This window comes from Paenirhizobium cremeum (assembly GCF_047553425.1).
Lineage (GTDB): Bacteria > Pseudomonadota > Alphaproteobacteria > Rhizobiales > Rhizobiaceae > Allorhizobium > Allorhizobium cremeum.
On sequence record NZ_CP180217.1, the window covers coordinates 3,162,304 to 3,186,065 of the forward strand.

Annotated in this window: 21 protein-coding genes; 7 read left to right on the plus strand and 14 right to left on the minus strand. The window is 61.5% G+C overall.

Going from position 1 to position 23,762, the window contains the following annotated elements; all coding sequences use genetic code 11:
* Positions 1–4 precede the first annotated feature (4 nt).
* The 8 genes from ACLBKR_RS15435 to ACLBKR_RS15470 form a co-directional block, all read right to left on the minus strand.
* Entirely contained in the window at positions 5–1,198 is a 1,194-nt protein-coding gene (locus ACLBKR_RS15435; RefSeq protein ID WP_414899568.1) for an amidohydrolase family protein, read from the minus strand.
* Between the two features lie 123 nt (positions 1,199–1,321).
* On the minus strand, positions 1,322–3,151 hold the full coding sequence (atzF, locus tag ACLBKR_RS15440) for an allophanate hydrolase (protein ID WP_113447187.1): 1,830 nt from the start codon (positions 3,149–3,151) through the stop codon (positions 1,322–1,324).
* A gap of 4 nt (positions 3,152–3,155) precedes the next feature.
* Complete coding sequence (locus tag ACLBKR_RS15445; RefSeq protein ID WP_414899570.1) at positions 3,156–3,797, minus strand: cysteine hydrolase; 642 nt, start codon at positions 3,795–3,797, stop codon at positions 3,156–3,158.
* Complete coding sequence (locus ACLBKR_RS15450) at positions 3,790–4,476, minus strand: cysteine hydrolase family protein (RefSeq protein WP_414899572.1); 687 nt, start codon at positions 4,474–4,476, stop codon at positions 3,790–3,792. The genes ACLBKR_RS15445 and ACLBKR_RS15450 overlap by 8 nt, the downstream gene beginning before the upstream one ends.
* Positions 4,473–5,621 carry an ABC transporter ATP-binding protein gene (locus tag ACLBKR_RS15455; protein WP_414899574.1) on the minus strand — a complete coding sequence of 383 codons (1,149 nt, stop codon included), beginning with the start codon at positions 5,619–5,621 and terminating at the stop codon, positions 4,473–4,475. The genes ACLBKR_RS15450 and ACLBKR_RS15455 overlap by 4 nt, the downstream gene beginning before the upstream one ends.
* 10 nt (positions 5,622–5,631) lie before the next feature.
* On the minus strand, positions 5,632–6,453 hold the full coding sequence (locus ACLBKR_RS15460; RefSeq protein ID WP_112828501.1) for a carbohydrate ABC transporter permease: 822 nt from the start codon (positions 6,451–6,453) through the stop codon (positions 5,632–5,634).
* 4 nt (positions 6,454–6,457) lie between these two features.
* Entirely contained in the window at positions 6,458–7,357 is a 900-nt protein-coding gene (locus ACLBKR_RS15465) for a carbohydrate ABC transporter permease (RefSeq protein ID WP_112828502.1), read from the minus strand.
* 246 nt (positions 7,358–7,603) lie between these two features.
* Positions 7,604–8,899 carry an ABC transporter substrate-binding protein gene (locus ACLBKR_RS15470; RefSeq protein ID WP_112828503.1) on the minus strand — a complete coding sequence of 432 codons (1,296 nt, stop codon included), beginning with the start codon at positions 8,897–8,899 and terminating at the stop codon, positions 7,604–7,606.
* Positions 8,900–9,275: 376 nt separating this feature from the next.
* Between ACLBKR_RS15470 and ACLBKR_RS15475 the strand changes: the two genes are divergently transcribed.
* A complete protein-coding gene (locus tag ACLBKR_RS15475; RefSeq protein ID WP_414899577.1) occupies positions 9,276–10,751 on the plus strand; it encodes an FAD-dependent oxidoreductase in 1,476 nt (491 codons plus the stop codon).
* 410 nt (positions 10,752–11,161) lie between these two features.
* Here the strand turns inward: ACLBKR_RS15475 and ACLBKR_RS15480 are convergent, their stop codons facing one another.
* From ACLBKR_RS15480 to ACLBKR_RS15500, 5 genes are all read right to left on the minus strand, one after another.
* The gene (locus tag ACLBKR_RS15480) at positions 11,162–12,229 is read right to left on the minus strand and encodes a questin oxidase family protein (RefSeq protein ID WP_113447193.1); all 1,068 of its coding nucleotides are present in this window, start codon (positions 12,227–12,229) and stop codon (positions 11,162–11,164) included.
* A gap of 350 nt (positions 12,230–12,579) precedes the next feature.
* Entirely contained in the window at positions 12,580–13,413 is an 834-nt protein-coding gene (locus ACLBKR_RS15485) for a DeoR/GlpR family DNA-binding transcription regulator (RefSeq protein WP_113437799.1), read from the minus strand.
* 419 nt (positions 13,414–13,832) lie between these two features.
* Entirely contained in the window at positions 13,833–14,534 is a 702-nt protein-coding gene (locus tag ACLBKR_RS15490; RefSeq protein ID WP_414899580.1) for an HAD family hydrolase, read from the minus strand.
* Positions 14,531–16,039 carry an FGGY-family carbohydrate kinase gene (locus ACLBKR_RS15495; protein ID WP_113447194.1) on the minus strand — a complete coding sequence of 503 codons (1,509 nt, stop codon included), beginning with the start codon at positions 16,037–16,039 and terminating at the stop codon, positions 14,531–14,533. The genes ACLBKR_RS15490 and ACLBKR_RS15495 overlap by 4 nt, the downstream gene beginning before the upstream one ends.
* A 13-nt stretch (positions 16,040–16,052) precedes the next feature.
* Positions 16,053–16,853, minus strand: coding sequence for a BtpA/SgcQ family protein (locus ACLBKR_RS15500; RefSeq protein WP_113447195.1), 801 nt, complete (start codon positions 16,851–16,853; stop codon positions 16,053–16,055).
* A gap of 239 nt (positions 16,854–17,092) precedes the next feature.
* Here ACLBKR_RS15500 and ACLBKR_RS15505 point away from each other — a divergent pair, with 239 nt between their 5' ends.
* Entirely contained in the window at positions 17,093–17,878 is a 786-nt protein-coding gene (locus ACLBKR_RS15505) for an SDR family oxidoreductase (protein ID WP_113447196.1), read from the plus strand.
* A gap of 143 nt (positions 17,879–18,021) precedes the next feature.
* Here ACLBKR_RS15505 and ACLBKR_RS15510 read toward each other — a convergent pair whose 3' ends face one another.
* Positions 18,022–18,930, minus strand: coding sequence for a LysR substrate-binding domain-containing protein (locus ACLBKR_RS15510; RefSeq protein WP_113341023.1), 909 nt, complete (start codon positions 18,928–18,930; stop codon positions 18,022–18,024).
* Positions 18,931–19,151: 221 nt separating this feature from the next.
* Here ACLBKR_RS15510 and ACLBKR_RS15515 point away from each other — a divergent pair, with 221 nt between their 5' ends.
* The 5 genes from ACLBKR_RS15515 (at position 19,152) to ACLBKR_RS15535 (ending at position 23,645) form a co-directional block, all read left to right on the plus strand.
* Positions 19,152–19,994, plus strand: a complete 843-nt coding sequence (locus tag ACLBKR_RS15515) for a transporter substrate-binding domain-containing protein (RefSeq protein WP_113486114.1) — start codon at positions 19,152–19,154, stop codon at positions 19,992–19,994.
* Positions 19,995–20,087: 93 nt separating this feature from the next.
* Positions 20,088–20,762, plus strand: a complete 675-nt coding sequence (locus ACLBKR_RS15520) for an aspartate/glutamate racemase family protein (protein ID WP_113447197.1) — start codon at positions 20,088–20,090, stop codon at positions 20,760–20,762.
* 31 nt (positions 20,763–20,793) lie between these two features.
* Positions 20,794–21,453 (plus strand): amino acid ABC transporter permease, encoded by a 660-nt coding sequence (locus ACLBKR_RS15525; protein ID WP_113447198.1) that lies wholly within the window; start codon positions 20,794–20,796, stop codon positions 21,451–21,453.
* Positions 21,454–21,474: 21 nt separating this feature from the next.
* A complete protein-coding gene (locus tag ACLBKR_RS15530; protein WP_113447199.1) occupies positions 21,475–22,245 on the plus strand; it encodes an amino acid ABC transporter ATP-binding protein in 771 nt (256 codons plus the stop codon).
* A gap of 146 nt (positions 22,246–22,391) precedes the next feature.
* Positions 22,392–23,645 (plus strand): NAD(P)/FAD-dependent oxidoreductase, encoded by a 1,254-nt coding sequence (locus ACLBKR_RS15535; RefSeq protein ID WP_113447200.1) that lies wholly within the window; start codon positions 22,392–22,394, stop codon positions 23,643–23,645.
* Positions 23,646–23,762: the final 117 nt, after the last annotated feature.

Consider the following 23,762-nt stretch of genomic DNA (forward strand, 5'->3'; position numbering starts at 1 on the left):
TCCATCACCGCAGGACCTTGCCGTTTTCGGCGACGAGGCGTCCGGCCTTGAACACCCGGCGGTTCTTAGGCACGGCGACGACGGCCTGAGGCACGTGTTCGGCGTCGAGCGTGGTGAAATCCGCTTTTGCGCCCGGTTCGATGCCATAGCCTTCGAGCCTCAGCGCCTTTGCGCCCCCCGATGTCACGACATCGAAGGCGAGCGACAGTTCGGGGTCGGTGTAGAAGCCGGAGCGGTAGCCGATGATTTCGGCGCGGCGCAGCATGTCGCCGTCGCCATAGGGCCACCAGGAATCGCGGATGTTGTCGCTGCCGGAAAACACCGTCACGCCTTCGCTGGCGAGAAGGGCGACCGGCGGGAAATTATGGGCCCCGGGGGCATTGGTCATGATCGCGACGCCGCTCCTGGCAATCAGGCCGGCGATCTTGCGGGCCGCATCCGCTGCCAGATCGCCAAGACCATAGGCGTGGCTCACCGCCACATGGCCCTGCATGCCGAGTGCCGTGGTGCGCGCGCAGATTTCCTCGATAGTGAAGGCGCCGAGCGTGGCGGCATCGTGCAGGTGGATATCGACATCGACGCCGCGCTTTTCCGCGACGCCGAACACGACATCGAGATGGCCGGTGACATCGCGGTCGAAGCTTCCCGGATCCAGCCCGCCGACGACATCCGCACCGAGCTCGATCGCCTCATCGAGCAGCGCCGGCGTACCGGGGCTTTTCAGGATGCCGCTCTGCGGAAAGGCGACGAGCTGGATCTCGATGATCCCGAGATATTCCTCGCGCACGGCCAGGATGGTTTCGAGCGATTTCAGCCCGACCGAACCGTCGACCATCACATGGCTGCGCATGGCGAGCGAGCCATTGGCGATACAGAGGTCGAGCTGGTTGCGGGCGCGTGTCGCCATGGGCGCGGCGTTCGCCATGTTCTCGGCCTGGAAGGTCACACGCTCATGCACGTCGAAACCGTTGGTGCAGGGCCGATGCGGTATCCACTTGTCGCCGTAGAAGCTGGTATCGAGATGGATATGCCCCTCGACGAAGCTCGGCACGAGAAGCGCGCCGGCGATATCCACCGTGGACCCGGTAACCACAACCGATCCCGCGGCTTCGATGGTGGCTATGCGGCCGTCCTTTATGGCGATATCGACAAGACGGCCGTCGGCCAGCCTGGCATTGGTGAAAACGGTATCGGTCAAAGCCCTTCGCCCCTTCTCATGCGCTCCATCGAACCCCGATGCAGGTGTGCATTGCATCATCCCTGCAAGGTATAGCGGACCCGGCGAACGGATCGCCAGATCGTTTTTTGAGGCGCCCTGAACTCAACCACTCTGAGCAGCGCGATAGGCCCGCCAGCCGCCATAGGCGGTGATGTCCGGCTGGCCGGCGACAGCCGCGCTTTCGCAGAGGAAACCAGTCACCTCAGAACCGTCCGCCAGCGTCAGCTTGCCGACTCCGAGCGGGGCCGGAATGCGGCCGATGAAATCGCCGAAGCCCGCAACCGGCAAGGCCCAGATCTCGACGGTCACAGGCGCGCCGCCTTCGGCGCGGATGAGACCCGGCTTTGCCGGAACGGTGCCGGTCAGCGCATAGAGCCTGTATTCGCCGCTGGTGGTAGTGGAGCGACGGAAGAAGCCGCCGCGCTCGGTGAGTTCGTAGTTGAGCGGCATGCCGGTGAGATGGGCGCCGACCACGGCGATTTCCCGGTAGCCTTCCGGCAGCGGCTGTTCGGTCGCTTCCGGATAGGGATTGTCGAACTTGGCGAGCTTGAGGCCCGTCGCCCGGTGGAAGGCTGCGGCGATGCCGGCCGCGCGGGCCTCCTCGAAACCCGGCGCGAGGAAGGTGACGCCGAGCGGCAGGCCGTCCTTGCGGAAGCCGTTGGGCACGGCGATGCCGCAAAGACCCATCAGGTTGACAAAGTTGGTGTAGATGCCGAGCCTGCTGTTCAACTCGATCGGGTTTTCGGCGATCTCTTCCTTGGTGTAGATGGTCGGCGTCGTCGGCACCATCAGAACGGCGATGTCGTCCCATACGGCGCGAGTATCGCGCTTCAGTTCCGCGATGCGGTGGATTGCCGCGAAGGTATCGATGGCGCTGAAATTGCCGGATTTAGACAGGATCTGCCGGGTGACCGGATGGATCGCATCCCGGTATTTCTCAAGCACCCTGTCGAGGCTGAGCGCGCGTTCGGAAATCCACGGACCGTCATAGAGAATGCGCTGGGTTTCCTCGAAGGGAGCGAAATCCACCTCGACCTTCTCCCCGCCCATCGCGATGAGCCGTTCGACGGCCTCGCTGAACAGACGTTCGGCCTCGGCATCGCCGAAAAAGCGCAGGGCATCGCCTGCCGGCACGCCGAAACGGAATGTCTTGGGCGGTGCGATGGGAACCAGCGGAACGCCGTCGGCTTCCGGTTTCGAGAACGGGTAAGACGGGTCGTAGCCGGCCATCAGGTCGAGCACCTTCATGCCGTCCTCCACCGTCAGCGAAAATACCGACAGTGTTTCGATGGTCTTCACGCAGCCGCCGCCGGAGACGCAGGCATTGCTGACGAGGCCCGGCGTCGGCTTGATACCGACGATGTTGTTGAAGCCCGCCGGAACGCGGCCGGAGCCGGCGGCATCGTTGGCGATGGAAAAGCTGGACAGGCCGGCGGCAACGGAAACGCCCGAACCGGAGGAGGAGCCACCGGAGATGTAACGCTCGTCGAACACCGATGAGCAAGCGCCGTAAGGCGAGCGCATTCCGACGAGGCCGATGCCGAACTGGTCCATGTTGGTCTTGCCGATCAAAAGCGCGCCGGCGGAAAACAACCGGTCAAGCGCCTGGCCGCTGGAGGTGGCGACATAAGCGCCTTCCTTCAGCGCATTGGTGGTCGGCAGCCCCACGATATCGTTGCAGTCCTTGACCGAGAAGGGAATGCCCCAGAGCGGCCGGCCGTCATGGCCTTCGGCTTCCAGTTCGGCCGCTGCCTTCAGCGCGGTTTCGCGCGGCACCAGATAGATCCACACATGATCGTCGCCACGCGCTTCGATGCGGTCGTAGATGGCATTGACGACGCGGGTCGGCGTCAGCGCTCCGCTGGCATAGGCATTGCCGAGCGTGGCGAGATCGAGACTGCCCGTGGCGTCGGACCAGGTGAATTCTGACATGGTGCTACTCCTGCGATGTCTTGAGAGCCGCCAGAACGTCGGCGGTGGTGGCAACGGCGCCGAAAAGGCCGTTGCCGAAGGTCGTGATGCGCAATTGCGCGGTATGGCGCGGGTCGGACGTGCCCTTGCAGGCATCCGCGACCGCAAGGCATTCGAAACCCATGTCGTTGGCCGCGCGCTGGGTGGCATGCACGATGCCTTCGGTCGGAAGGCCTGTGACGATGAGGTTGCGGATGCCGCGCCGGAGAAGCTCGTCCTCAAGTCCGGTGCGAATGAAGGCGTTGTCGCCGCCGAAATCGACGACAATGGCATCTGCGGGAAGCGCCAGCCGGTCGCTGATCTGCCATTCGCGGGAATGCCTGTCGGGAACGCGGTCGCCAAGCAGGCGGCGGCGCGCCGCAAGCGGGTCCTGCGCACCATCCGCACCCCGGCGGGCGGCGACCACGGCAACGCCTGCCGATTTCGCAGCATCGAGCAGGGATGCGGCGGCCTCGAGTTCCGCCCCGGCGGAAAGCTCGGCGATCATGCCGTTCTGGAAGCCGAGCAGCAGAAGGGCGGTATCGCCGGCAGACCAGACTCCGTCGAACGGCCAGGCATAGGGATTGGCGGCGATGCTACGAAAGGTGCTAGGATGGTGCTCAGTCATCGGCCTTCTCCAGCATCGACTTGAACGCTGCGCGATCGGAGACGCCGCCCCAGCGGCCGCCGAAGGATTTCAGGATCTCGATGGTCGCCTCGTGATTGGGGGTCTCGACGGCGGCGGTGCAGTCTTCGAGCAGCACGCATTCGATGCCGTATTCGAAACCGTCGCGCAGGGTGGACTGCACGCAGCAATCCGAGGTGACGCCGGCGACGACGAGGCGGGTGATGCCGCGCTTTTCCAGCTCGTCCGCCAGTTCGGTGCGGTGGAACGAGGACTTGCCCGGCTTGTCGATGACGAGTTCGCCTTCGGCGGGCTGAAGTTCGGGGATGATCTGCCAGCCCGGTTCGCCCTGCACGAGGATGCGGCCGGTCTTGCCCATGTCGCCGATGCCGAGACCATGGACGCGGGTGCGCCACTGCTTGTTGGCATGAAGGTCCGACAGATCCGGCTTGTGGCCCTCGCGGGTGTGGATGACGGTGATGCCGGCTTTCCGGGCGGCGTCCAGCGCGTCGCGGATCGGCCCGATGACGGAGCGGGTGTTGGAGACGTCTTCGCCGAGCTGGTCGACCCAGCCGCCGGGCGCGCAGAAATCCACCTGCATGTCGATGATGATGAGCGCGATCTCCGCCTTCGAGACGGGACCGCCGAGCGGCCAGAAGCCGCCGTTATTAGGCCTATTCACAAGGTTACTCCCGTGTCCGGGTCGAAAACGAGGATGGCGTTGGGATCGATTGCGAAGTTGACGCTCTCATCGCGGGAGACGCGGTGGCTGCCGTCGATGCTCGCCTTCAGCTTCGGCGAGGATTTCATCACGTCGCGGTCGTCCTCGGTCATGTCGGCATGGCCCATGGCAATCTCGCCGGAATCGAGATGCAGCAGGAGGTCGGCGCCGAGATCCTCGACGAACAATACCTTGGCCGAGAGCATGCCCGGTCCCGTCGGGCCGGCCGCCACCTTGAAGGCCTCGGGACGGATGCCAGCGATGACCTTGCCGCCGATGCGGGGCGAAAGCCTGTCTGCGGAAGCCGGCAGCGGCAGCAGGAAGGGGCCGATGCGAAGCGCCGGCGCGCCTTCATGGGCAACCAGGATCGCCTCCATGAAGTTGATCGGCGGCGAACCGATGAAGCTTGCGACGAACATGTTGACCGGGCTGTCATAGAGCCTGCGGGGGCTGTCGAGCTGCTGCAGCGTTCCCTTGTTCATTACCGCGACGCGATGGCCCATGGTCATCGCTTCGACCTGGTCGTGGGTCACATAGACGGTGGTGACGGCGCGCATGCGCTGGAGCCGCGAGATTTCCGCGCGCATCTGGCCGCGCAGACGCGCATCGAGGTTGGAGAGCGGCTCGTCCATCAGGAAGGCGTTGGGCGAGCGCACCAGCGCGCGGCCCATGGCGACGCGCTGCCGCTGGCCGCCGGAAAGGCGGGCGGGCTTGCGGTCGAGGAATTCGGTGAGTTCCAGCAACGCCGCCGTCTCGCGTACCTTGGTCGCGACATCCTCGGAAGACGCGCCGCGGACCTTCAGCCCGAAGGCGATGTTTTCGCCGACCGTCAGATGCGGATAGAGCGCATAGGACTGGAACACCATGGCAATGTCGCGGTCGCGGGGTGCGAGATCGTTGGCGACGGTGTCGTTGATCTTCAGCGTGCCGCCGGTGATCTCTTCAAGCCCCGCGATCATGCGCAGCGCCGTGGTCTTGCCGCAGCCGGAGGGGCCGACAAGCACCATGAACTCGCCGTCCTTGATCGTGAGGTTCAGGTCCGTCAGCGCAGCGGACTTGCCGCCCGCATAGGTCTTGGACACGTTCTGAAACGAAATCTGGGCCATCTCGGAAATCCTACTGTACGCCGTTTGTCGCGCCCTGGACGAAGTAGCGGTTCATGAACAGCGCCATCAGGACAATCGGAATTGTTGAGAAATGGGCGAGCGCGCCGAGCGTGCCCCAGGTGATGTCCTTGGTGCCGTAGGCGGTGAGCAGCGCCACCGAGATCGGCTTGGAATCGAGCGTGGTCAGGAACATCGGGTGAAGGAAGTCGTTCCACGAAAACATCATGCAGAACAAAGCGCAGGCGATCATGCCGGAACGGGTGGCGGGAACCGCGACCTTGAGGAAGGCTCCCATCTGCGTGCAGCCGTCGGTCAGCGCCGCCTCCTCCATGTCGGGAGGCAGGGACTTGAAATAGGAAAACATCATCCACGTCACGAAGGCGCAGTTGAGCATGGTGTTGAAGACGATGACCGCCCACCAGCTGCCGAGCAGGCCGATATCGCGCATCAGGAGATAGAAGGGGATGAGGGCCGCAATCGCCGGGATCATGCGGATCGCCAGGAAGAAATAGGCGAAGCCCGCCGCATAGCGCGACTTGGCCCGCGCGAGAGCATAACCGGCGGGAACGCCGAGCAGCAGCGACAGGATCGTCGTACCGATGCTGATGATGAGCGAGGATCGCACCAGCGACACCACGTCGAAGGCGGCGAACGCCTTGCGGAACTGGTCGAGTGTCGGCTCGAAGAGCAGCGTCGGCGGCACGGAGAAGATCTGGTTCGAAGGCTTGTAGGCGGTGGCGATCAGCCAGCACACCGGCAGCAGGAACAGCACGGTAATAGTGAGAACGGCGGTGCGCTCGACGATGATGCGGCGTCTGGTGACCATGGCCATCGCGTTACTTCCCGTTGATCCGGACATCGGCGCGGCGCACCACCAGCATCAGCACAGTCGCCATCAACGCGATGAACAGCAAGGTGACATTGCCAACGGCCGATGCATAGCCGACATTGAAAAACTGCAAGCCTTCCTTCACGCCCAGCATCATCAGCGTGTTCGTCGCATCGTCGGGGCCGCCGCCGGTGGTGACGAAGACCGTGTCGAAGACGCGGAAGGCATCCATGCTTCTGAGCGTCAGCGCCAGAAATACCGAAGGCAGCATCAGCGGCAGGATCAGCATGCGGAAACGCTGCCATGCGGTGGCGCCATCCACCCTTCCCGCCTCCAGAACGTCCGTCGGCAGCGCCTTCAGCCCGGCAAGCAGGATAAGGGCCATCAGCGGCGTCCACTCCCAGCAGTCGATGAGGATCAGCATCCAGAGCGCCGTGTCGCCGCTGGTCAGGAGGCCGCTGCGCGGTCCAATGCCGGCTTCGGAGAGGAAATAGCCGATAAGGCCGTAATCCGCGCCGAGCAGCGCCTTGAATATCAGGCCGACCACCAGCGGGGTGATGGTTGCGGGAATGAGCAGGAAGGCAAGCACGATGCGGTTGAAGCGGCTGTCGCGCCACAGGAGAAGCGCAAGGCCGAAGCCGAAGATGAGCTGCAGTCCGACGCTGAAGATGGTGAACTGGAAGGTGTTGAAAATGGCCTTCTGGGTCGACGGGTCCGAGAATATGTCGATGTAATTCTGGAAACCGACGAACTTGGTGCGGGCGGGCCGCAGAAGATTGTAGCGGTAGAAACTGTACCAAATGCCCTGCCCGAGCGGCCACAGCCCGATGGCCGCGACATAGAGGACGGCAGGGGCTGCCATGAAGAACAGGAAAAACCTGCGACGGTCTGAGAAGCTGTAACGCACAGGTAGAACGCGCTCCACTCTAGAGCGCCTCGGGTGAAACAGGATCACCGGCGGTGCTCTGCATGTCTTGTCTTTATGCAATTCCGGAGCGCGATGCTGCGCACATGTCCGATGGAACTGCTGCAAATCCGGCATACAGTCGCCGTGACGGACCGATGCCGAAGTCTGTCATAGTGCCCGCAATTTCTCACGCGTTGCAATCGGGTGGCCGCCCGCCGTTGTCGCGGCGGCGGGCGGAGCTCTTCGTCAGAACAGTTCTTCAGCGGCGGCCTGCGCCTTGTCCAGTGCTTCCTTCGGCGTAACAGAACCGGAAAGCGCCGAGTTCACGGCGGTGCCGAGCAGATCCTGGATTTCCGGATACTGCGGAATGCGCGGACGGAACTCACCATTCCCGTGTTCGTAGGTTTCTTTGAGAACCGGCAGGAAATCGAACTTGGCGTTCAGGTCGGCGTCATCGAGCTCGCTCTTGCGGATGAAGCCGCCGGCACCGAGCATGTTGAATTCCTTGTGAATCTTCTTGCTGGTGATCCACTTGATGAAGGTCCAGGCCGCTTCCTGCTTGGTCGCATCGATATCGGCATTGATCGACAGGCCCCAGCCGCCGACGCCATATTGCGGTGTCATCCCTTCGGCAACGGGTGCAACCGAGATGCCGACCTTGCCGACGATATTCGACACCTTGGGATCGGAATAGGATGTGGCGCCGACGGACCAGGTCTGCATGAAGGCTGCGAGACCCTGGCGGAAGCTTTCCTCGCGGCCGCCCCAGTCATATTCGATGGCGCCGGGAGGGGCAGCTTCCGTGAAGAGCTTCTTGTAGACTTCAAGGCTCTTGATGTTGGCTTCGGAATTCAGCGCTGGCTTGCCGTCCTTGTCGAGGATCGAGCCGCCGAGTTGGCTGTTGTACTGCATCCAGTCTTGCGCCACGGCCGGCCCCTTCTGGCCGTTGGCGACGAAACCGTACTGCTTCTTGGCGGGATCGTTGAGCTTCAGCGCGTCTGCGACCAGTTCGTCCATGGTCTTCGGAACCGGAAGGCCGGCGGCTTCCAGGAGGTCCTTGCGATAGGCGAGAACGTTGGCATAGGCGGCGAGCGGATAGGCGACATACTTGCCGTCATACTGGCCGAGCGACGTCAGGATGACCGGGTAGATATCGTCGAGATCGAGTTCAGCGGCGTCGCGCTTGACCCAGTCCGTCAGGTCGACGCTGTACTTGTTTTCCGCGTAGGACCCGGCCCAGACGATATCCATGGTGACGAGGTCGTAACCTTTGGTGTCGCCGATGAAGTCGGCCGTCGTCTTGGTCAGCAGCGTGCCGTAGTCCATGATCTCGACCTTGACGTCGGCGCCCGTCTCTTCCTTGAAGGCCGGGGCGAGCGTCTGCAGCACATTGGCGAAACCGTCGTTCATCGAGGCGATCGTCAGCGTCACGCCGTCGAGAGACTTGGCCTCCGCATAGGCGGTGGACGCCATGAGCGCGAGAACCGATACCGCCAGCCTGCCGGACCGGACGGTCATGCGTGGTGAGGATAGTTTCATCATGGACTGCCAACCTCTTCTTTCTTCGGAACGGGATGAAGGCATGGTCAGTCATGACCGTTTTCAAGTCAAACAAAAATTCACATCCATCACAAAAAACATACCATCTCCACCCTCTTTGATTAATCCATTTGCAAGATGATGAAAGCGTAATCGCGATTTGATCCAATTTCGGGCAAGAATGCCTGATTTTTCATCCCATTGTTTTTGCTTTGATATTTTTGTTGCATCTGTTCAACGGCTGTTTTCCACCGGAAGATCGTCCAGGAAGGCGTGTCAACAGGTGTGCATGTGCGAAAAAATTGAAAACAACACAATCAAACACTTTACAACTTTTCCACTCTCGATACTCTGGCATCGTTCCCGGAGAAATGTCGCCATGCAGCCATCGATAGCGGATGTTCCAGCTTCCCCCTGCCCCGCATATGGAACGGCGGCGCTTGCCGCACTTGAGGCACAGGTGGCGCGCGAGCTTACCATGATCGAGGCAGGCCAGCGCGAGTGGGTGCCGCAGCGGCGCGACGCCTCGGGCGAGGTGATGGCCGATGTGGTCATTGTGGGCGCCGGGCTCTCGGGTCTATCGGTTGCCTTCGGGCTGAAACGGCAAGGCGTTCAGCGCGTGCTGCTCATCGACGCCGCACCGGAGGGCCGCGAGGGGCCGTGGGTCACGACGGCGCGCATGCGCACGCTTCGCTCGCCCAAGACGCTGACCGGGCCGGATCTCGGAATACCCTCATTGACCTACCGGGCCTGGCACGAGGCCAAATACGGAACTGAAAACTGGGACGCGCTGGACAAGATCGACCGGGTCGACTGGATGGCCTATCTCGCCTGGTTCCGCTCGGTTCTCGGACTAAAGGTGCGCAACCATACCAGACTGATCCGCATCGAGCCCGGCGAAGGATATCTGCGCCTGCTCGTGGAAGAACATGGCGCAGCGAAAGAAATTGCCAGCCGCAAAGCGGTGATCGCCACCGGCCTTGAAGGTGCAGGCCGGCTGAACGTGCCGGATGTCATCCGCGAAAACCTTGCGCGGGACCACTGGACCCACAGCGGCGAGGAGATCGATACGGGCTTTCTCGCGGGCAAACGAATCGGCGTTCTGGGAGCTGCGGCATCGAGCTTCGATTGGGCGGTGACGGCGCTGGAAGCCGGCGCCGAAAGCGTCACGGTTCTGGCGCGCTCCTCCGTCATGCCGCGCACGGAACTGCTGGACTGGTCGAACTTTCCGGGATTCCTCAATCATTTCGCCGATCTCGACGATCGCAGCCGCTATCGCTTCACCCGGCGGATGTTCGCCTTCAAGACGCCGCCGACCAACGAGATGTTCAACCGCGCCATGGCCTTCGACGCCTGCCGGCTGGTGACGGGGGCCGACCTGCGCTCGGTCGCCATGGATGGCGATGACATCCTGATCGGCACCAGCGCCGGCGATTTCCGCTTCGACCACCTGCTGCTCGGCACCGGCTACCGCGTCGATCTCGCCTGCCGGCCGGAGCTTTCCAACCTGATCGGCTCGGTTGCCACTTGGGCCGACCGCTTCGTGCCCAACGAGGGCGAGGACGACAGCGATCTGCTCGCCTATCCCTATCTCGGCCCGGCCTTCGAATTTCAGGAAAAGACGCCGGGTGCACTGCCGATGCTCGCCGATATCCACGTCTTCAACAACGCAGCGGTTCCAAGCCTCGGACCCGTGTGCAACGGCATTACCGGTCTGAAATCCGGCGTACCGAAACTCGTCGCCGGCATCTGCCGCGGCCTCTTCCAGGCCGATGCCGAGTATTTTTACCGCTCGCTCGACGGCTACGACAAGATCCATTTCCAGCCGGAATATTGCTGCGACGGGGCGGCCTAAAGGGTGGGTGCTGCGTTTGGGGCTGACGAGGGCTTTAAGCGCCTCGGGTGAATGCAAACGAAGTGCATCACGCCGCCTTTAGGCCTTCGGCCTGCCGGCCATCTCCCCCTCCAAGGGGGAGATCGGCAGAACGGTCGGCCTCTTGCCTTCCTGACCTTCCCGCACCGTGATCGGAAAAGCACTTACGTTTGATTGGGAGCGAGCGGCATCCACTATCCAATCTCCCCCCTTGAAGGGGAGATGCCCGGCAGAGCTGAGGGGGGTAACCGCGGAAGCCACCGTTGTCTTTTATCTCCCGGAACACGGAAGATAGCGGCTCACCTCAGCGCGTCGCTTCCTTCCGCTTCTCAGTGTGGCCGGCGATTGCGCCGGCCATCCGGGCGCGCATCACCGCGCGCCCCGCAAACCGTTCAGTCGCCAAACTCCACCAACCCCACGCGCCGCGCGGCGACGACCTTGTAGAGGGGGTCACCGGTGTAGCGGAATTCCTCAAAGGCCGAGAACACCAGGGAGTGATCGTGTTCGTCGTTAGAGGCGACGGCGGCGGCTGCGATGACGTCATCGGGCGGGACCGGCATGGCGCGCCAGCGATCGAGAACCTCGGGCGAAGGCGGAGCGGGCATGCCGATCTTCGGGTAGAGCGCCATGACGACTTCCCAGAAATGCATGGCGAGGCGCTGCGGTTCGTCCAGATGGGGACTGACCAGCCGCAGCCAGTGGCAACCGGTGACGGCATGCAATGCCTCGAAGCTCATGGTGGCGGCAAAAAGCGTGAGCGATGCGGGGCGCATGCGGTCCAGGATATCCGGCGTTGGCGCGAGCCGCCCGAGATATCCCTGAAACGCCGGGAGCCTGCCCATGGCCTCGATCCATTTCCACAGGAGATGGGTGGGAGCATCGACATCGCGAAGGCGGGAGTCGGCATGCATGTCGAGGATCGGCGCGAGCGGATCGGCGGTATCGCGGCGGTTTTCCGCCGGAATGGCCTCGAAAGACAGATAAGTGGCGGCCCAGTAGCCGAGAGCGACGGCGATTTCGGCGTCGTCATTGCGCAGCACCGCATAGGCAAGCCGCATCAGGCCATGAGTGGCGGAAGCGGCAACGCCGGGGAAGAGCCGCGGCAGATAGCGCCTTATGGTCTCGTGACCGCCGATTTCGGTGACGACGCCCGCAAAGAAGCGCCGGAGATCGCCCTCACGCTCGCGCTTTCCGAGCGCGTTTTCCCAACTGCTTTCATCAAGGGGCGTAACCGGCGCCGGCGGGAAGGGAACGGCATGGATGCGGGTGTAATGCTCTGCATATTCCTCAAGCCGCGCCGGCGAAGCGCCGAGTCTCCCCATGGCTTCCAGAACCATGGGAAGGTGATTGGCGAGCAATACAGGAAATTCGCCGCTGTGACGACCGACATCGGCAATCAGCGAAGGCAGCCGCTCACCGGCCGAGGGATCGGGATAAATGCTCTTCAGGACAGTGACCATGATTGCGAAACCGTTCTTTCTTCCCGGAAATACCCTCGTGAACGCGGGCGACAGCCTTGGGGCGCCAAACCATCATTAAATAACAATATCTAACACAAAGAAACAAAAAGCAACCTGACACACTTTCGGTCCGGCCAGATTTATCGGCTTGTCTGGTGTTTTTCGACAGGCCCCTTTCGCGACGGAAGCACGTCATCGGGCAAAGCCGAAGGCTTCCTGCGCGTGCCGGCGATAGAGAGCAGAACAGCCATTTTCCTGCCCTCCCGGGCGTTTCCCGATCCAGAGCGGATTACAGCAGCGGATCGATTGCCATTCGCAAGCGATCGCGGGTCGAGCATATCGAGGTCTGCTCAGCCGACGACGATGATCTCGACGCCGGCGTCGGTCAACGCCCTGTAGAGATCGCCCGTCGGCATCTCGTCGCAGATCAGCGTGTTGAACTCGGTGAGTGCGGCGACATAGACCAGCGACATGTTGTTGAACTTGGTGGAATCGCACAGCACGACACGCCGTGAGGCACGCGACAGATAGATACGCTTCATGTCGGTTTCTTCGAAGGAATAGTCGAAGATGCCGTCCGGGGTCAGCCCGGAAACGCCGACAAAGGCGACGTCGAACCAGAGAGATTCGAATTGGCTCATGGCGGATGGGCCGCTGGTCGACATTTCCTCGCCACGAATGCGCCCGCCCGCAAGATAGATTTCGGCGCCCTTGCCGGCGAGATGCGCCGCGCTGCGGATGCTGTTGGTGAAGATCTTGGTGTGAGGACGGACCGACAAGGTTTCCGCGACGAAATAGGTGGTCGTGCCGACATCGAGCGCGATGCTGCGGGCACCGGCCGCCAGATCGGCGGCAGCATGGGCGATGCGCCGCTTCAGGTTCTCGTTACGTACAAGACGCGTCTCGAAAGCAGGTTCCTCGCTATCGACGCTTTCGCCCGCAGACATGGCCGGAGCGCGGTCGGGCTTGACCGCGCCGCCATGGGTGCGGATCAGCTTTCCTTCCTTTTCCAACTCGACGAGATCGCGGCGAACGGTCATTTCCGATACGGAAAGCTGCTGTGCCAGTTCGCTGACCGTCACGGAGCCGACGCGGCCGATCGCTTCCACGATCGCGGCCTGCCGGACCTGCGCCAGGAATTTGGGCCGCTCGTTCGTTTTTACCGCCGACTGTTCCCTCGCCATATGTCTCTTGTCTTTCGTCTGTCGCCAATGCCCTTACGGCAAAGATGGATACCAGCTTAGCCGAAAGGGAGAATGTTTCAAACAAAGCCTGTTCGAATCAAACACGCAATGCACAGACGATTATGGTCACCTCTGTGCGAAAGTACAGGTTGTGCAGGATGGGGGTGGGTGGGCTATGAGTTTGTGGCCTACCCCCCTCTGGCCTGCCGGCCATCTCCCCCACAAGGGGGAGAACCGCAGAACGGCCACCCTTGTTCGCATCTTTTCCAGCGATGCGATGACATCTTCGGTCGAGAGGGAGCGAGCGGCATCCCCTGTCCGATCTCCCCCTTGTGGGAGATGGCCGGCAGGCCAGAGGGGGTTTGAGCTACAAGCGAAAGCATCGTGCACTCCGAACGAGATCGCACGCAAACCCCGCTCTACGCCCGTCGCGCGAGGCTCCCTGCCCGCTCGACCGAAAACAGCGAGACGATGTCGGAAATTGCGCTGACCGTCATGTCCGGCGTCACGCCCGCGCCCTCTGCCGCCGTATCCTCGCCCTGCGCCGTGTATAACACCGCAAAGAGGCCCGCATCTCTCGCAGAAGCAAGACCGGTGAAACTGTCCTCGATGGCGACGATCGAACCCGCGGGAAGGCCGAGTCGTTCGGCGGCCATGCGATAGGGGATGGGTGAAGGTTTGCCTTCCGTCACGTCGTCAAGGCTGACCGAAAAGCAGATGGAAGACGCAATGCCCATTGCATCGAGATTGGCGTCGACCACCGCCCGGCAGGAATTGGAAACGCAAACCTGGGGAATGCCGAGATCGGCGAGCATGCGGACGGTCTCGACGGCTCCAGGCATGGTCGTAAGACTGTGGCGATGTTCGATATAATGGCGGTTGATCGCGTCCAGCCACTCCTGCTCGGCAAGCCCCGGTGGAAAGCGCGGTTGCAGGCGCTTCCATACGTCGCCCATGTGAACGCCGCGAAAGGCCATGTCCGGCAGGTCGGCGAGATCGACGCCGAAACCCTTCGATGCCGCCACCAGCGCGCGGTGATGCAGCGGTTCGCTATCGACCAGCGTACCGTCGATATCCCAGGCGACGGCCGAAAAAACCGGCATGAAACCCGGAATGCTCACGATCCCGCCTTCCAGCGCGGTGCCAGCCGGTCGTAGAGGTCGCGGTAACGGCGGTAGCCGTCTCGGTAGGCCTCTACATTTCCGGCCTGAGGCTGAAGCACTTCCGAGAAGGTGACGAAGCGGGTCACGCCCCGCCAGTCATTCTCCAGGCCGACGCCGATTGCCGCCGTCCATGCCGCCCCGATGCAGGAGCCGGGATGGCCTGATAGCCGCTGCACCGGAGCATCGAGCACGTCAGCGACGATCTGCATCCAGACGGTGCTCTGCGAGCCGCCGTCGGAGACGAGGAAGCGCCGCGGATCGTGGCCCATGTCGATCAGAACCTCGATATGGTGGCGGATGGCATAGGCATAGGATTCCAAGAGCGCGCGCCAGAGATGACCTATATCGTGGGAAAGAGTGAGCCCTTCCACGACGCCTCGGGCTGCCGGATCATGGATCGGCGTCTTTTCCCCGAGGAGATAAGGAAGGATGGTCAGCCCGTCAGCGCCTGGCGGGCGGGCGGAAGCGAGCGTATCGAGATGCTGGTGGAGGCTTTTCCCCTCTGCCTGTGCAGCTTCGCGCTCGCCGCCGGCAAAGGTTTCGACGAACCAGTTGAGCGCCGAGCCGCCGGTCGACATGCAGCCGTTCGGCATGAACAGGCCCGGTACCAGATGATAATCGAGGAAGAGACGCGGATCGGGCTTCACCACATCGGTCGCGGTGAGGATATCGACCGCGCCGCCGAATTTCAGGAGCACGTCGCCGGCATCGATGACCCCTGCTCCGAGCGCCGAGGCGATCATGTCGGCAGCACCACCGACGACGGGCGTGCCGGCCGCAAGGCCGGTTTCGGCAGCACCACGCGCGTCAATCACGCCCATGATCTCATGGGAGGCCCGCTTCGGCGGAATGGCATCCGGGCCGACATGGGCAAGCCGCACCAGTTCGTCGTCGATCAGCCCCGTCGAGACATCGACGAAGCCTGCTTCGAGCGCCCAGTTCTGCTCGACCGCGCGGGTGCCGGTCAGGCGATAGTTGATGTAGTCGTAGGAACCGAACACGGTGGCGATGCACGAGAAGACGTCGGGCTCGTGGCGCTCGATCCAGCGCAGCTTGGCAGTGACGAGCTGCTGGTTGATGCCGTTACCGGCGCGCTTGAGGAAATCGGCCTCGTCCCACTCCTGCCGGAGTTCAGCGACTTCCGCCCCGCAGCGACCGTCGCTCTGCTGGATACTGGGGCGCAGCACATTGCCTTCGGCATCGAGCAGCACCACGGCCGGCAGCATGCCGGTGACACCGACCGCCTTGATCGCCGTGACGTCGAGGCCGCCCTGCTGGAGCAGGTCCGCAACAACGGCGCGGACATTCTCCCACCATTCCGCCGGGTTCTCCTCCGCCCAGCCTGCCCGAGGAGAGGAAAGCGTCACCGGGCGGGTAGCGGTTGCCAGAATGCGGTCGGGAAGCCCGACCAGAATGCCGATGGTCGAGGTTGTCCCGATATCCAGGCCAAGAACGACGGTCATGAGGGGTTCCGTATCAGCGCAGGGTTTCGACGACGTCCATGAAGCGCTTGACGCGGCTGCCGTCAACCGCGTTCCAGGTGTTGCCATCGACCTTGAAGTGGGTGCCGATGACGACGCCCTGCGCCATGGAGAGGATGTCGCGCACGTTGTCGATGTTCACGCCGGTATTGGCGAAGACCGGAACGTCCCTGATGACCTCGCAGACCTCCCGTAGGTCCGACTGGTTGGCCGGCTGGCCGGTGATCGGGCCGGAAACGAGGATTGCATCTGCAAGCGAGGAAAAAACGGCGCTCTTGGCGCGAAGCGCAATCGGACGCTGATCGAGCGAATGGGCGAATTCCGCATTGATGTTGAACAGCATCTTCATGTCCTTGCGGCCGAGATTGGCACGCAGGCGCGCAGCTCCAGCGCAATCCGGCTCCCACAGGCCCATGTCCGAAGCGAACAGGCCGGTAAAGATTTCACGCACGAAGCTTGCGCCGGTAACCGCGCCGATGGCGACGCTCGAAAGCGGATCCCAGAGATAGTTGACACCGAACGGCACCTTCAGCGACGGTTTGATCGCCTGCACGATGACGGTCATCGCCGCGATGCTTTCCGGCGAGCCTTTGAACACATAGGGACGATCGTTTTCATTGCCGAACATGATGGCATCGACGCCGCCGGCCTGGAGCTTTTCGACGTCCGACATCACATCGGCGATGAGCTTATCCACGCCACCATCGACGTCATAAAGTGGAGACCCCGGCAGCGCCCCGATATGGGCCATGGCAATCACGACTTTCTTTCGGGCTCCAAAGCAATCAAAAACCATTTCCAGATCCTTCAGCGGCGTCTAATTTTCGGGCGAAACTGCCCGTCCGGCGATATTTTACGGCCCGTGCCGCTGGCGCGGTGAAGGACCTTAGGGAGGAGCGGCGCAGCTCCGGAAGCCGCGACACGAATGTGAGTTGCAGGGAGCATAAACAGAGAAACGAACGCAAGCAAACAAAAAAAACATTTGATAAGTTCGATTTTGTTTCTTATCGTGTTGCAGCATAATAAGGAGTGCCCATGACTCATCCGGTTTTCCCAGAACTCAGCGGTCGTCGCGCGTTTCTCACAGGCGGCGGTACCGGGATCGGCCTTGCGATTGCCCGCGCGCTTGCGGCTCAGGGTGTGGCGGTCGCCATTGCGGACATCAATCTGAAATCGGCGGAAGATGCGGCGGCGGAAATCGGCAACAGTGCGATTGCGGTGGAAATCGACGTGCGCAAGCGTTCCTCGGTCGAGGCAGCATTTTCGACAGCACTGGAAAGGCTCGGCGACATCGACATCCTGATTGCCAATGCCGGTGTCTCCACCATGCAGAAGGCGCTGGAACTGACCGACGAGGAATGGGACTTCAACTTCGATGTGAACACCCGCGGCATTTTCCTGACCAACCAGATCAGCGGGCGCCATTTCTCTCAAAAAGGCAGTGGCTGCATCGTCAACACCGCATCGCTGGCCGCCAAGGTCGGCGCGCCGCTTCTGGCGCATTATTCCGCCAGCAAGTTCGCCGTGCTGGGCTGGACCCAGGCTCTGGCGAGAGAACTGGCGCCGCAGGGCATCCGGGTGAACGCCGTCTGCCCCGGCTTCGTCAAGACCGGCATGCAGAGCCGCGAAATCGAGTGGGAGGCGACATTGCGCGGCATCTCGCCGGAACAGGTTTTCAACGAATATGTCGGCCAGACGCCGCTCGGCCGCATCGAGACGCCCGAGGATGTCGCCGACGTCGTCGTCTTCCTGTGTTCGGAAAGCGCCCGCTTCATGACGGGACAGGGCATCAACGTCACCGGTGGCGTCTACATGACCTGACGCTTAAGACCGCCAGGTAGACCAGCTGTTTGAGCAGGAACAGAGTTTTCACAGGGATTATTGGTTGCGGGGGCCTGATTGCGCGGAGACTTGTAAACGGATGCCTTGAGGAGATTTGAACCGCTGACCACCAACTGTCATTGCTATCGCGCTATTTCTGCAGCGTTTTTTCGAAGACTGCGAAGAAGCCAGTCACGAAAGACGATCACGTTGGAATTATGAGATTTGCGCTCTGGATAAACCAGATAATAGGAGTCATCCGACTGCACCGGCTCGCCAAAGGGCATATGAAGCTGCCCACTCGCGATCTCGTGCCGGATGTAGAAGGTCGGCACGACGGCAAGGCCGAGGCCGTGGATCGCAGCGTTGATGATCATTTCGTGATGAGCAAAGCGCGTTCCCTGGATGCGGCCACTATATGAGAGTTTCGCAAGCCGCAGCCAGTTGAGCCACAGACTGGGACGCCCGGCATTCTGCAAGAGGGGAAACTCCGAGAACTGAAGTGGATCTAGTTTCCTATCTGGAGGAATGAGGGCAGGAGACGCGACAACCGCCAGCACTTCGGGAAAGAGCTCGATCGAACGGGCGTGAACCCAAGTTCCGGCGCCGCGCAGAATAGCGACATCCAGCCGCGTCGTTTCAAAATCCATCGATGGCAATGCTGGCATGACTTCAAGCGGAATGTCGGGGTAAGAACTGATGAAGGCTCCGAGCCGCTCCGGTAGCCAGCGAGAGGCGAGCGTCGGGTGCGTGCCTATCATCAGCGAAGAATCGACACTGCGCCCGCGAACCGCATCAATCGAGATCTCCTCCAGCCGGTCCAGGGTCAGTGCGAGGTTACGATAGTAGTTGGCACCGGTCTCAGTCAGGACCAGGCGAGGACCTGATCGGTGAAACAGTGTAGCCCCGAGGAACTCCTCCAAATTTCGGATCTGGCGGCTAATGCCGCTCTGCGTCAGTCCAAGGTCGTCCGCCGCACGGGTAAAATTCATGTAGCGCGCGGCGGCCTCGAAGGCATGCAAAGCGGAGAGCGAAGGTAGGTAGCGGCGCATCCTTATGATTTCCCATCATGACAAAAACTCATGCATGACGGAGTATTCGCAATTTCCCTCGGACAGCAAGATGCAGCAAGCTTCTCTCCGGTCAGTCGAATGTTGACAAAGAAAGCTCTGACAAGGGCACGACGGCATGACACAGGATCTGCGCAGGCTACTGGGTGCCTGCGGTGGATTTGAGCGCATGAAGCAACAAAAGCAACAATGAGGGGTTTGACATGAACAGACGTGAATTTGCAGGTTTTCTCGGCCTTGCTGGCGCCGGAGTTGCCGCAACGGCTCTCGCCACACCAGCCATCGCACAACAGGCAGCAGGATCGACCTTCGACAAAGTCCGGAGCACCAAAAAGCTGCGTGTCGCCGGCATTGTCGGAACGGAGCCATACTACCACAAGGACATTGCCACGGGCGAATGGAGCGGGTTCTGCATGAGCATGGCCCGTGATCTCGCAAAGTCTCTGGAAGCCGAAGTGGAAATCAGCGAGACCACCTGGGGCAACTCGGTACTCGATCTGCAGTCCAACAAGATCGACATCATGTTCGGCCTCAGCCCGACACCGTCGCGCGCGCTGGTGGTCGAATTCACGCGTCCAATCATGCAGAACACCTTCACGATCATCGCGAAAGCCGGTCTGGAGCCGAAAAGCTGGGAAGAGCTGAACAAGCCGGAAGTCCGCATCGCCGTCGATATCGGCTCTACCCACGATCTGTTTGCACGCCGCGTCTTGCCGAAAGCAACACTTGTGGCGCTGAAGACACCAGATGAGGCGACCCTCGCCGTGCAGTCCGGTCGCGCAGACGCGGTCATCCAGGTGGCGATGCTGTCTCTGGTTACGGTCAAGAAAAATCCGAATGTCGGCAAGATTGTCGTTCCCGGTCCAATCGTCCGTCAGCCGACCTGCGCCGGTGTCCGTGCCGAAGATAGTCCGCGCTTCCGCACGTTCGTGGACAACTGGCTCGAATTCAACAGGTCATCCGGTGTCATGAGCGGATGGATCACCTCGAGCCTTGAGCTGGTCGGCGTCCAGAAGCAGGATATTCCTTCGGATATCCAGTTCTGAGGTTGGCAGCCGCTTCAACCTGATCCGTCGCGTTCAATCATACGTGCAGCCGGGATCCTTATCCCGACTGCACGGCCCGCCAATGGTGCAAGAATGACGAAACCTCTCGGTATCCTGATGCTCGATACATCATTCGAGCGTCCAGTTGGAGACGTGGGAAACGCTGCAAGCTGGCCGTTTCCCGTGCTCTACAAGCGCATCAGCGGCGCAACAGCACGCAAGGTGGTCTCCGGGCAGGATGACGACCTTGTGGACGCATTTGTTGCAGCTGGACAGGAACTGGTGGCAGAAGGTGCATTCGCACTGACAACCTCCTGCGGCTTTCTGGCTCTTCGTCAGTCGCAGCTTTCCATGCGTCTGACTGTGCCGGTTGCCACCTCCAGCCTTTTGCAGATTCCGTCACTCTTAGCGACGCTGCCCAGGGGCAAAACGGTGGGCGTCATCACCTATGACCGTGCATCCTTGACAGAGCGACATTTCCAGGAAGTCGGCGTCAAGGACATGCCGCCCGTCGCGGGATTGCCGAACGGGGGCGCTTTTCGCGGCCTGATCGAAGGGGGCATGAAATACGATGCGCAGGCTTTGGCGGGCGAATTGTCCATGACGGTCGAACACCTGCTTCACCATCACTCCGATATCGGAGCCTTGGTATTCGAATGCACGAACCTGCCGCCATTCTCCTCGGGCATCTCACGGAAGTTCGGGCTTCCGGTCTTCGATATTCTGACTCTCGGCAAATGGCTGCATTCAAGCCAGCCCGGCGCTTGACGCCAAATCTAAGAATACAAGGGGTTCTACGATGCAGTATCAATGGGACTTCGGGTTCCTGCTTCAATACAAGGGCCTGATCTGGACCGGTGTTCTCTACACCATCGGTTTTACGGTTGGCACAGCCTTGTCGGGTCTGGCTCTCGGCTGCTTCATCGCAATGGCACGTCTATCGGGCATTCGTATTGTCCATGCGCTGGTCATCGGATTCACCGAGATTTTCCGCTGTACACCGGTTCTGGTCCAATTGGTGTGGTGCTATTACGCGCTGCCGATGCTGACAGGGATCGAGCTTTCGGCGGGTGCTGCGGCATTCGTGACTCTGACGCTCTACGGCGGCTCCTTCTTCGGAGAAATCATCCGCGGCGGTATCATTTCGGTCGATATCGGCCAGTGGGATGCCGGGCGCGCAATCGGCATGCGCCGGCATCAACTGATGGCGAGGATCATTCTGCCGCAGGCGTTTCGCCGCATGGTTCCGCCGCTGATGAACCAGACGGTGCTCCAGTTGAAGAACACCTCCCTGCTCTCTGTCCTGGCGGTACCCGACCTGCTGTACCAAGGTCAGTTGATCACATCCGCCAGCTACCGACCGCTGGAAACCTACACGATGATTGCAGTCATCTATTTCGTTCTCCTGTTCCCACTGACCCGCTTCGCCCACCGGCTTGAAGCGCGCAGCGGCCACTGACCTCGCGCGGAAGTTCACCACATGACCAACGAGACCATGATTGAACTGATCGGTGTCCAGAAGTCCTTCGGCGACTTCGCGGTGCTGAAGGACATTACACTCAATGTGAAGAGAGGCGATGTCGTTGCCCTCATCGGGCCAAGTGGTTCGGGAAAATCCACGCTGCTGCGCAGCGTCAACCTTCTGACGGTTCCTGAAAAGGGCTTCATCCGTGTCGGCAGCCAGGCCATCGACTTCTCGACAACCCGCAACTTGCCGGGCGACAAGGAACTGGCGTCGTTTCGCGCACGCACCGGCATGGTGTTCCAGAGCTTCAATCTGTTTCCGCACATGACGGTGGAGCAGAATGTGATGGAGGGGCCAGTCACGGTATTGCGCACGCCGAAGGCCGAGGCAAAGGCCATTGCCCATGACCTCCTTGCCAAAGTCGGGCTTGCCGACAAGGCGACAGCGCACCCAGACAGTCTTTCCGGCGGGCAGAAGCAACGTGTCGCCATCGCACGTGCCTTGGCCATGAAACCCGAGGTGATGTTGTTCGACGAAGCCACGTCGGCGCTCGATCCCGAACTGGTGGGAGAAGTCCTCTCTGTCATCCGGTCGCTGGCAGCGGAAGGAATGACGATGCTGCTGGTTACCCACGAAATGGCCTTTGCGAGAGATGTGGCAGACAGGGTGATCTTCATGCGCGATGGCTGCGTGGTGGAAGAAGGGGAGGCCCGGCAGGTGATCGAACAACCGAGAGAACCCGCGACCCGGGCCTTTCTCAGTCATTTCCACGGTGGCTTGATCTAAAAAAACCGGATCGGGAGGCGGACCTACGGTTCGCCTCCCGACGACAAACACCACACGGCTGCCTCCCCATCTCGTCCTGTCGCTGACCGGACGCGGGAGATGCATTGCCTGCTCATAAACCAATGGCACTGGATAAGGGGCCAAACATGCATGTTACTGTCATAGGCGCCGGCATCGTTGGAGCGTGCACCGCTCTCGAACTGCTGCGCGATGGCCACCAGGTCACGATTATCGAACCGGGTGAACCGGGCGGGCGACAGGCCGCGAGCTACGGCCATGGATGCTGGATCAGCCCTGCTTCGGTTGTTCCCATGTCGACGCCGGGTCTTTGGAAACAGGTGCCTGGTTATCTTCTCAACCCAAATGGCCCGCTCGTCATCCGCTGGGCGAATATCGTCCAGCTTCTTCCTTGGCTGAGCCGCTTCCTGCTGGCCGGTTCTACATTGAGACGGGTCGAAAGGACGGCCAGGGCGCTCGCCACGATCTTGAAGGACAGCCCCGAACGACACATCGCGCTCGCAAAGAGTATCGGGGCTTCGGACCTGATCAGACGCGAGGGGTTGCTGTATGCCTATCCCGACCGCGCTGCCTTCGAGACCGAGAAGCTCGCCTGGCACTTGCGGCGGATCACGGGGCTCGAATGGCAGGAGCTGGACGAACAGAGCCTGCGGACACGCGAGCCTGCGCTGTCCGCCCACTATCGCTTCGGTGTACTGGCCGAAGCCGGAGCCCATTGCACCGATCCGGGCCTCTATGTGTCTGCCCTTGTCTCGGAGGCGGTCAAATATGGCGCGCGCCTCATCAAGACGAAGGCCACCAGCTTCCGCCTGAAAGGCGAAAGACTGGAAGCGATCGAAACCGACCAGGGTGAAATCGTCTGTGACCGCACCGTGGTCGCGGCCGGTGTCTGGTCGAAGGCCTTGGCGCGAATGGCCGGAGACCGCATTCCACTGGAATCGGAGCGTGGCTATCACGGTGTCATCGGCACACCGGTCAATGGGCCCGCGCATCCTGTCATGCCAAGCGACGGCAAGATGGCCAACACGCCGACGGCGCATGGCCTTCGCCTTTCTGGGCAGGTGGAACTGGCAACCGTGGACACGCCGCCCAACTGGAAGCGTGTCGATATCCTGCTCGATCATGCACGCAGAACCTACGCCGGGCTACCGGAAACCCGTGACATCTCGGTTGATCGTTGGATGGGGCATCGCCCCTCCACACCAGACGGTCGACCGGTCATTGGCAGGGCATCTATCTCGACAGACGTAATCTACGCCTTCGGCCACGGTCATGTCGGCTTCGCTTCAGGCCCCATCTCCGGAAGGCTCGCTGCGGATCTCGTGAGCGACAAGCCACCCGAACGCGATCTTGAACCCTTTTCACCGCAGCGCTTCCGGTGATGACAGATTGCGGACCTGGGCGGGGAAATAATCCGCCCATTCCGCCCATCGAAGGCGCCGCCGAAACCCACCGTCACATTGCGTGACATCCTCAACTCAAATAATCGGGAGATTGCC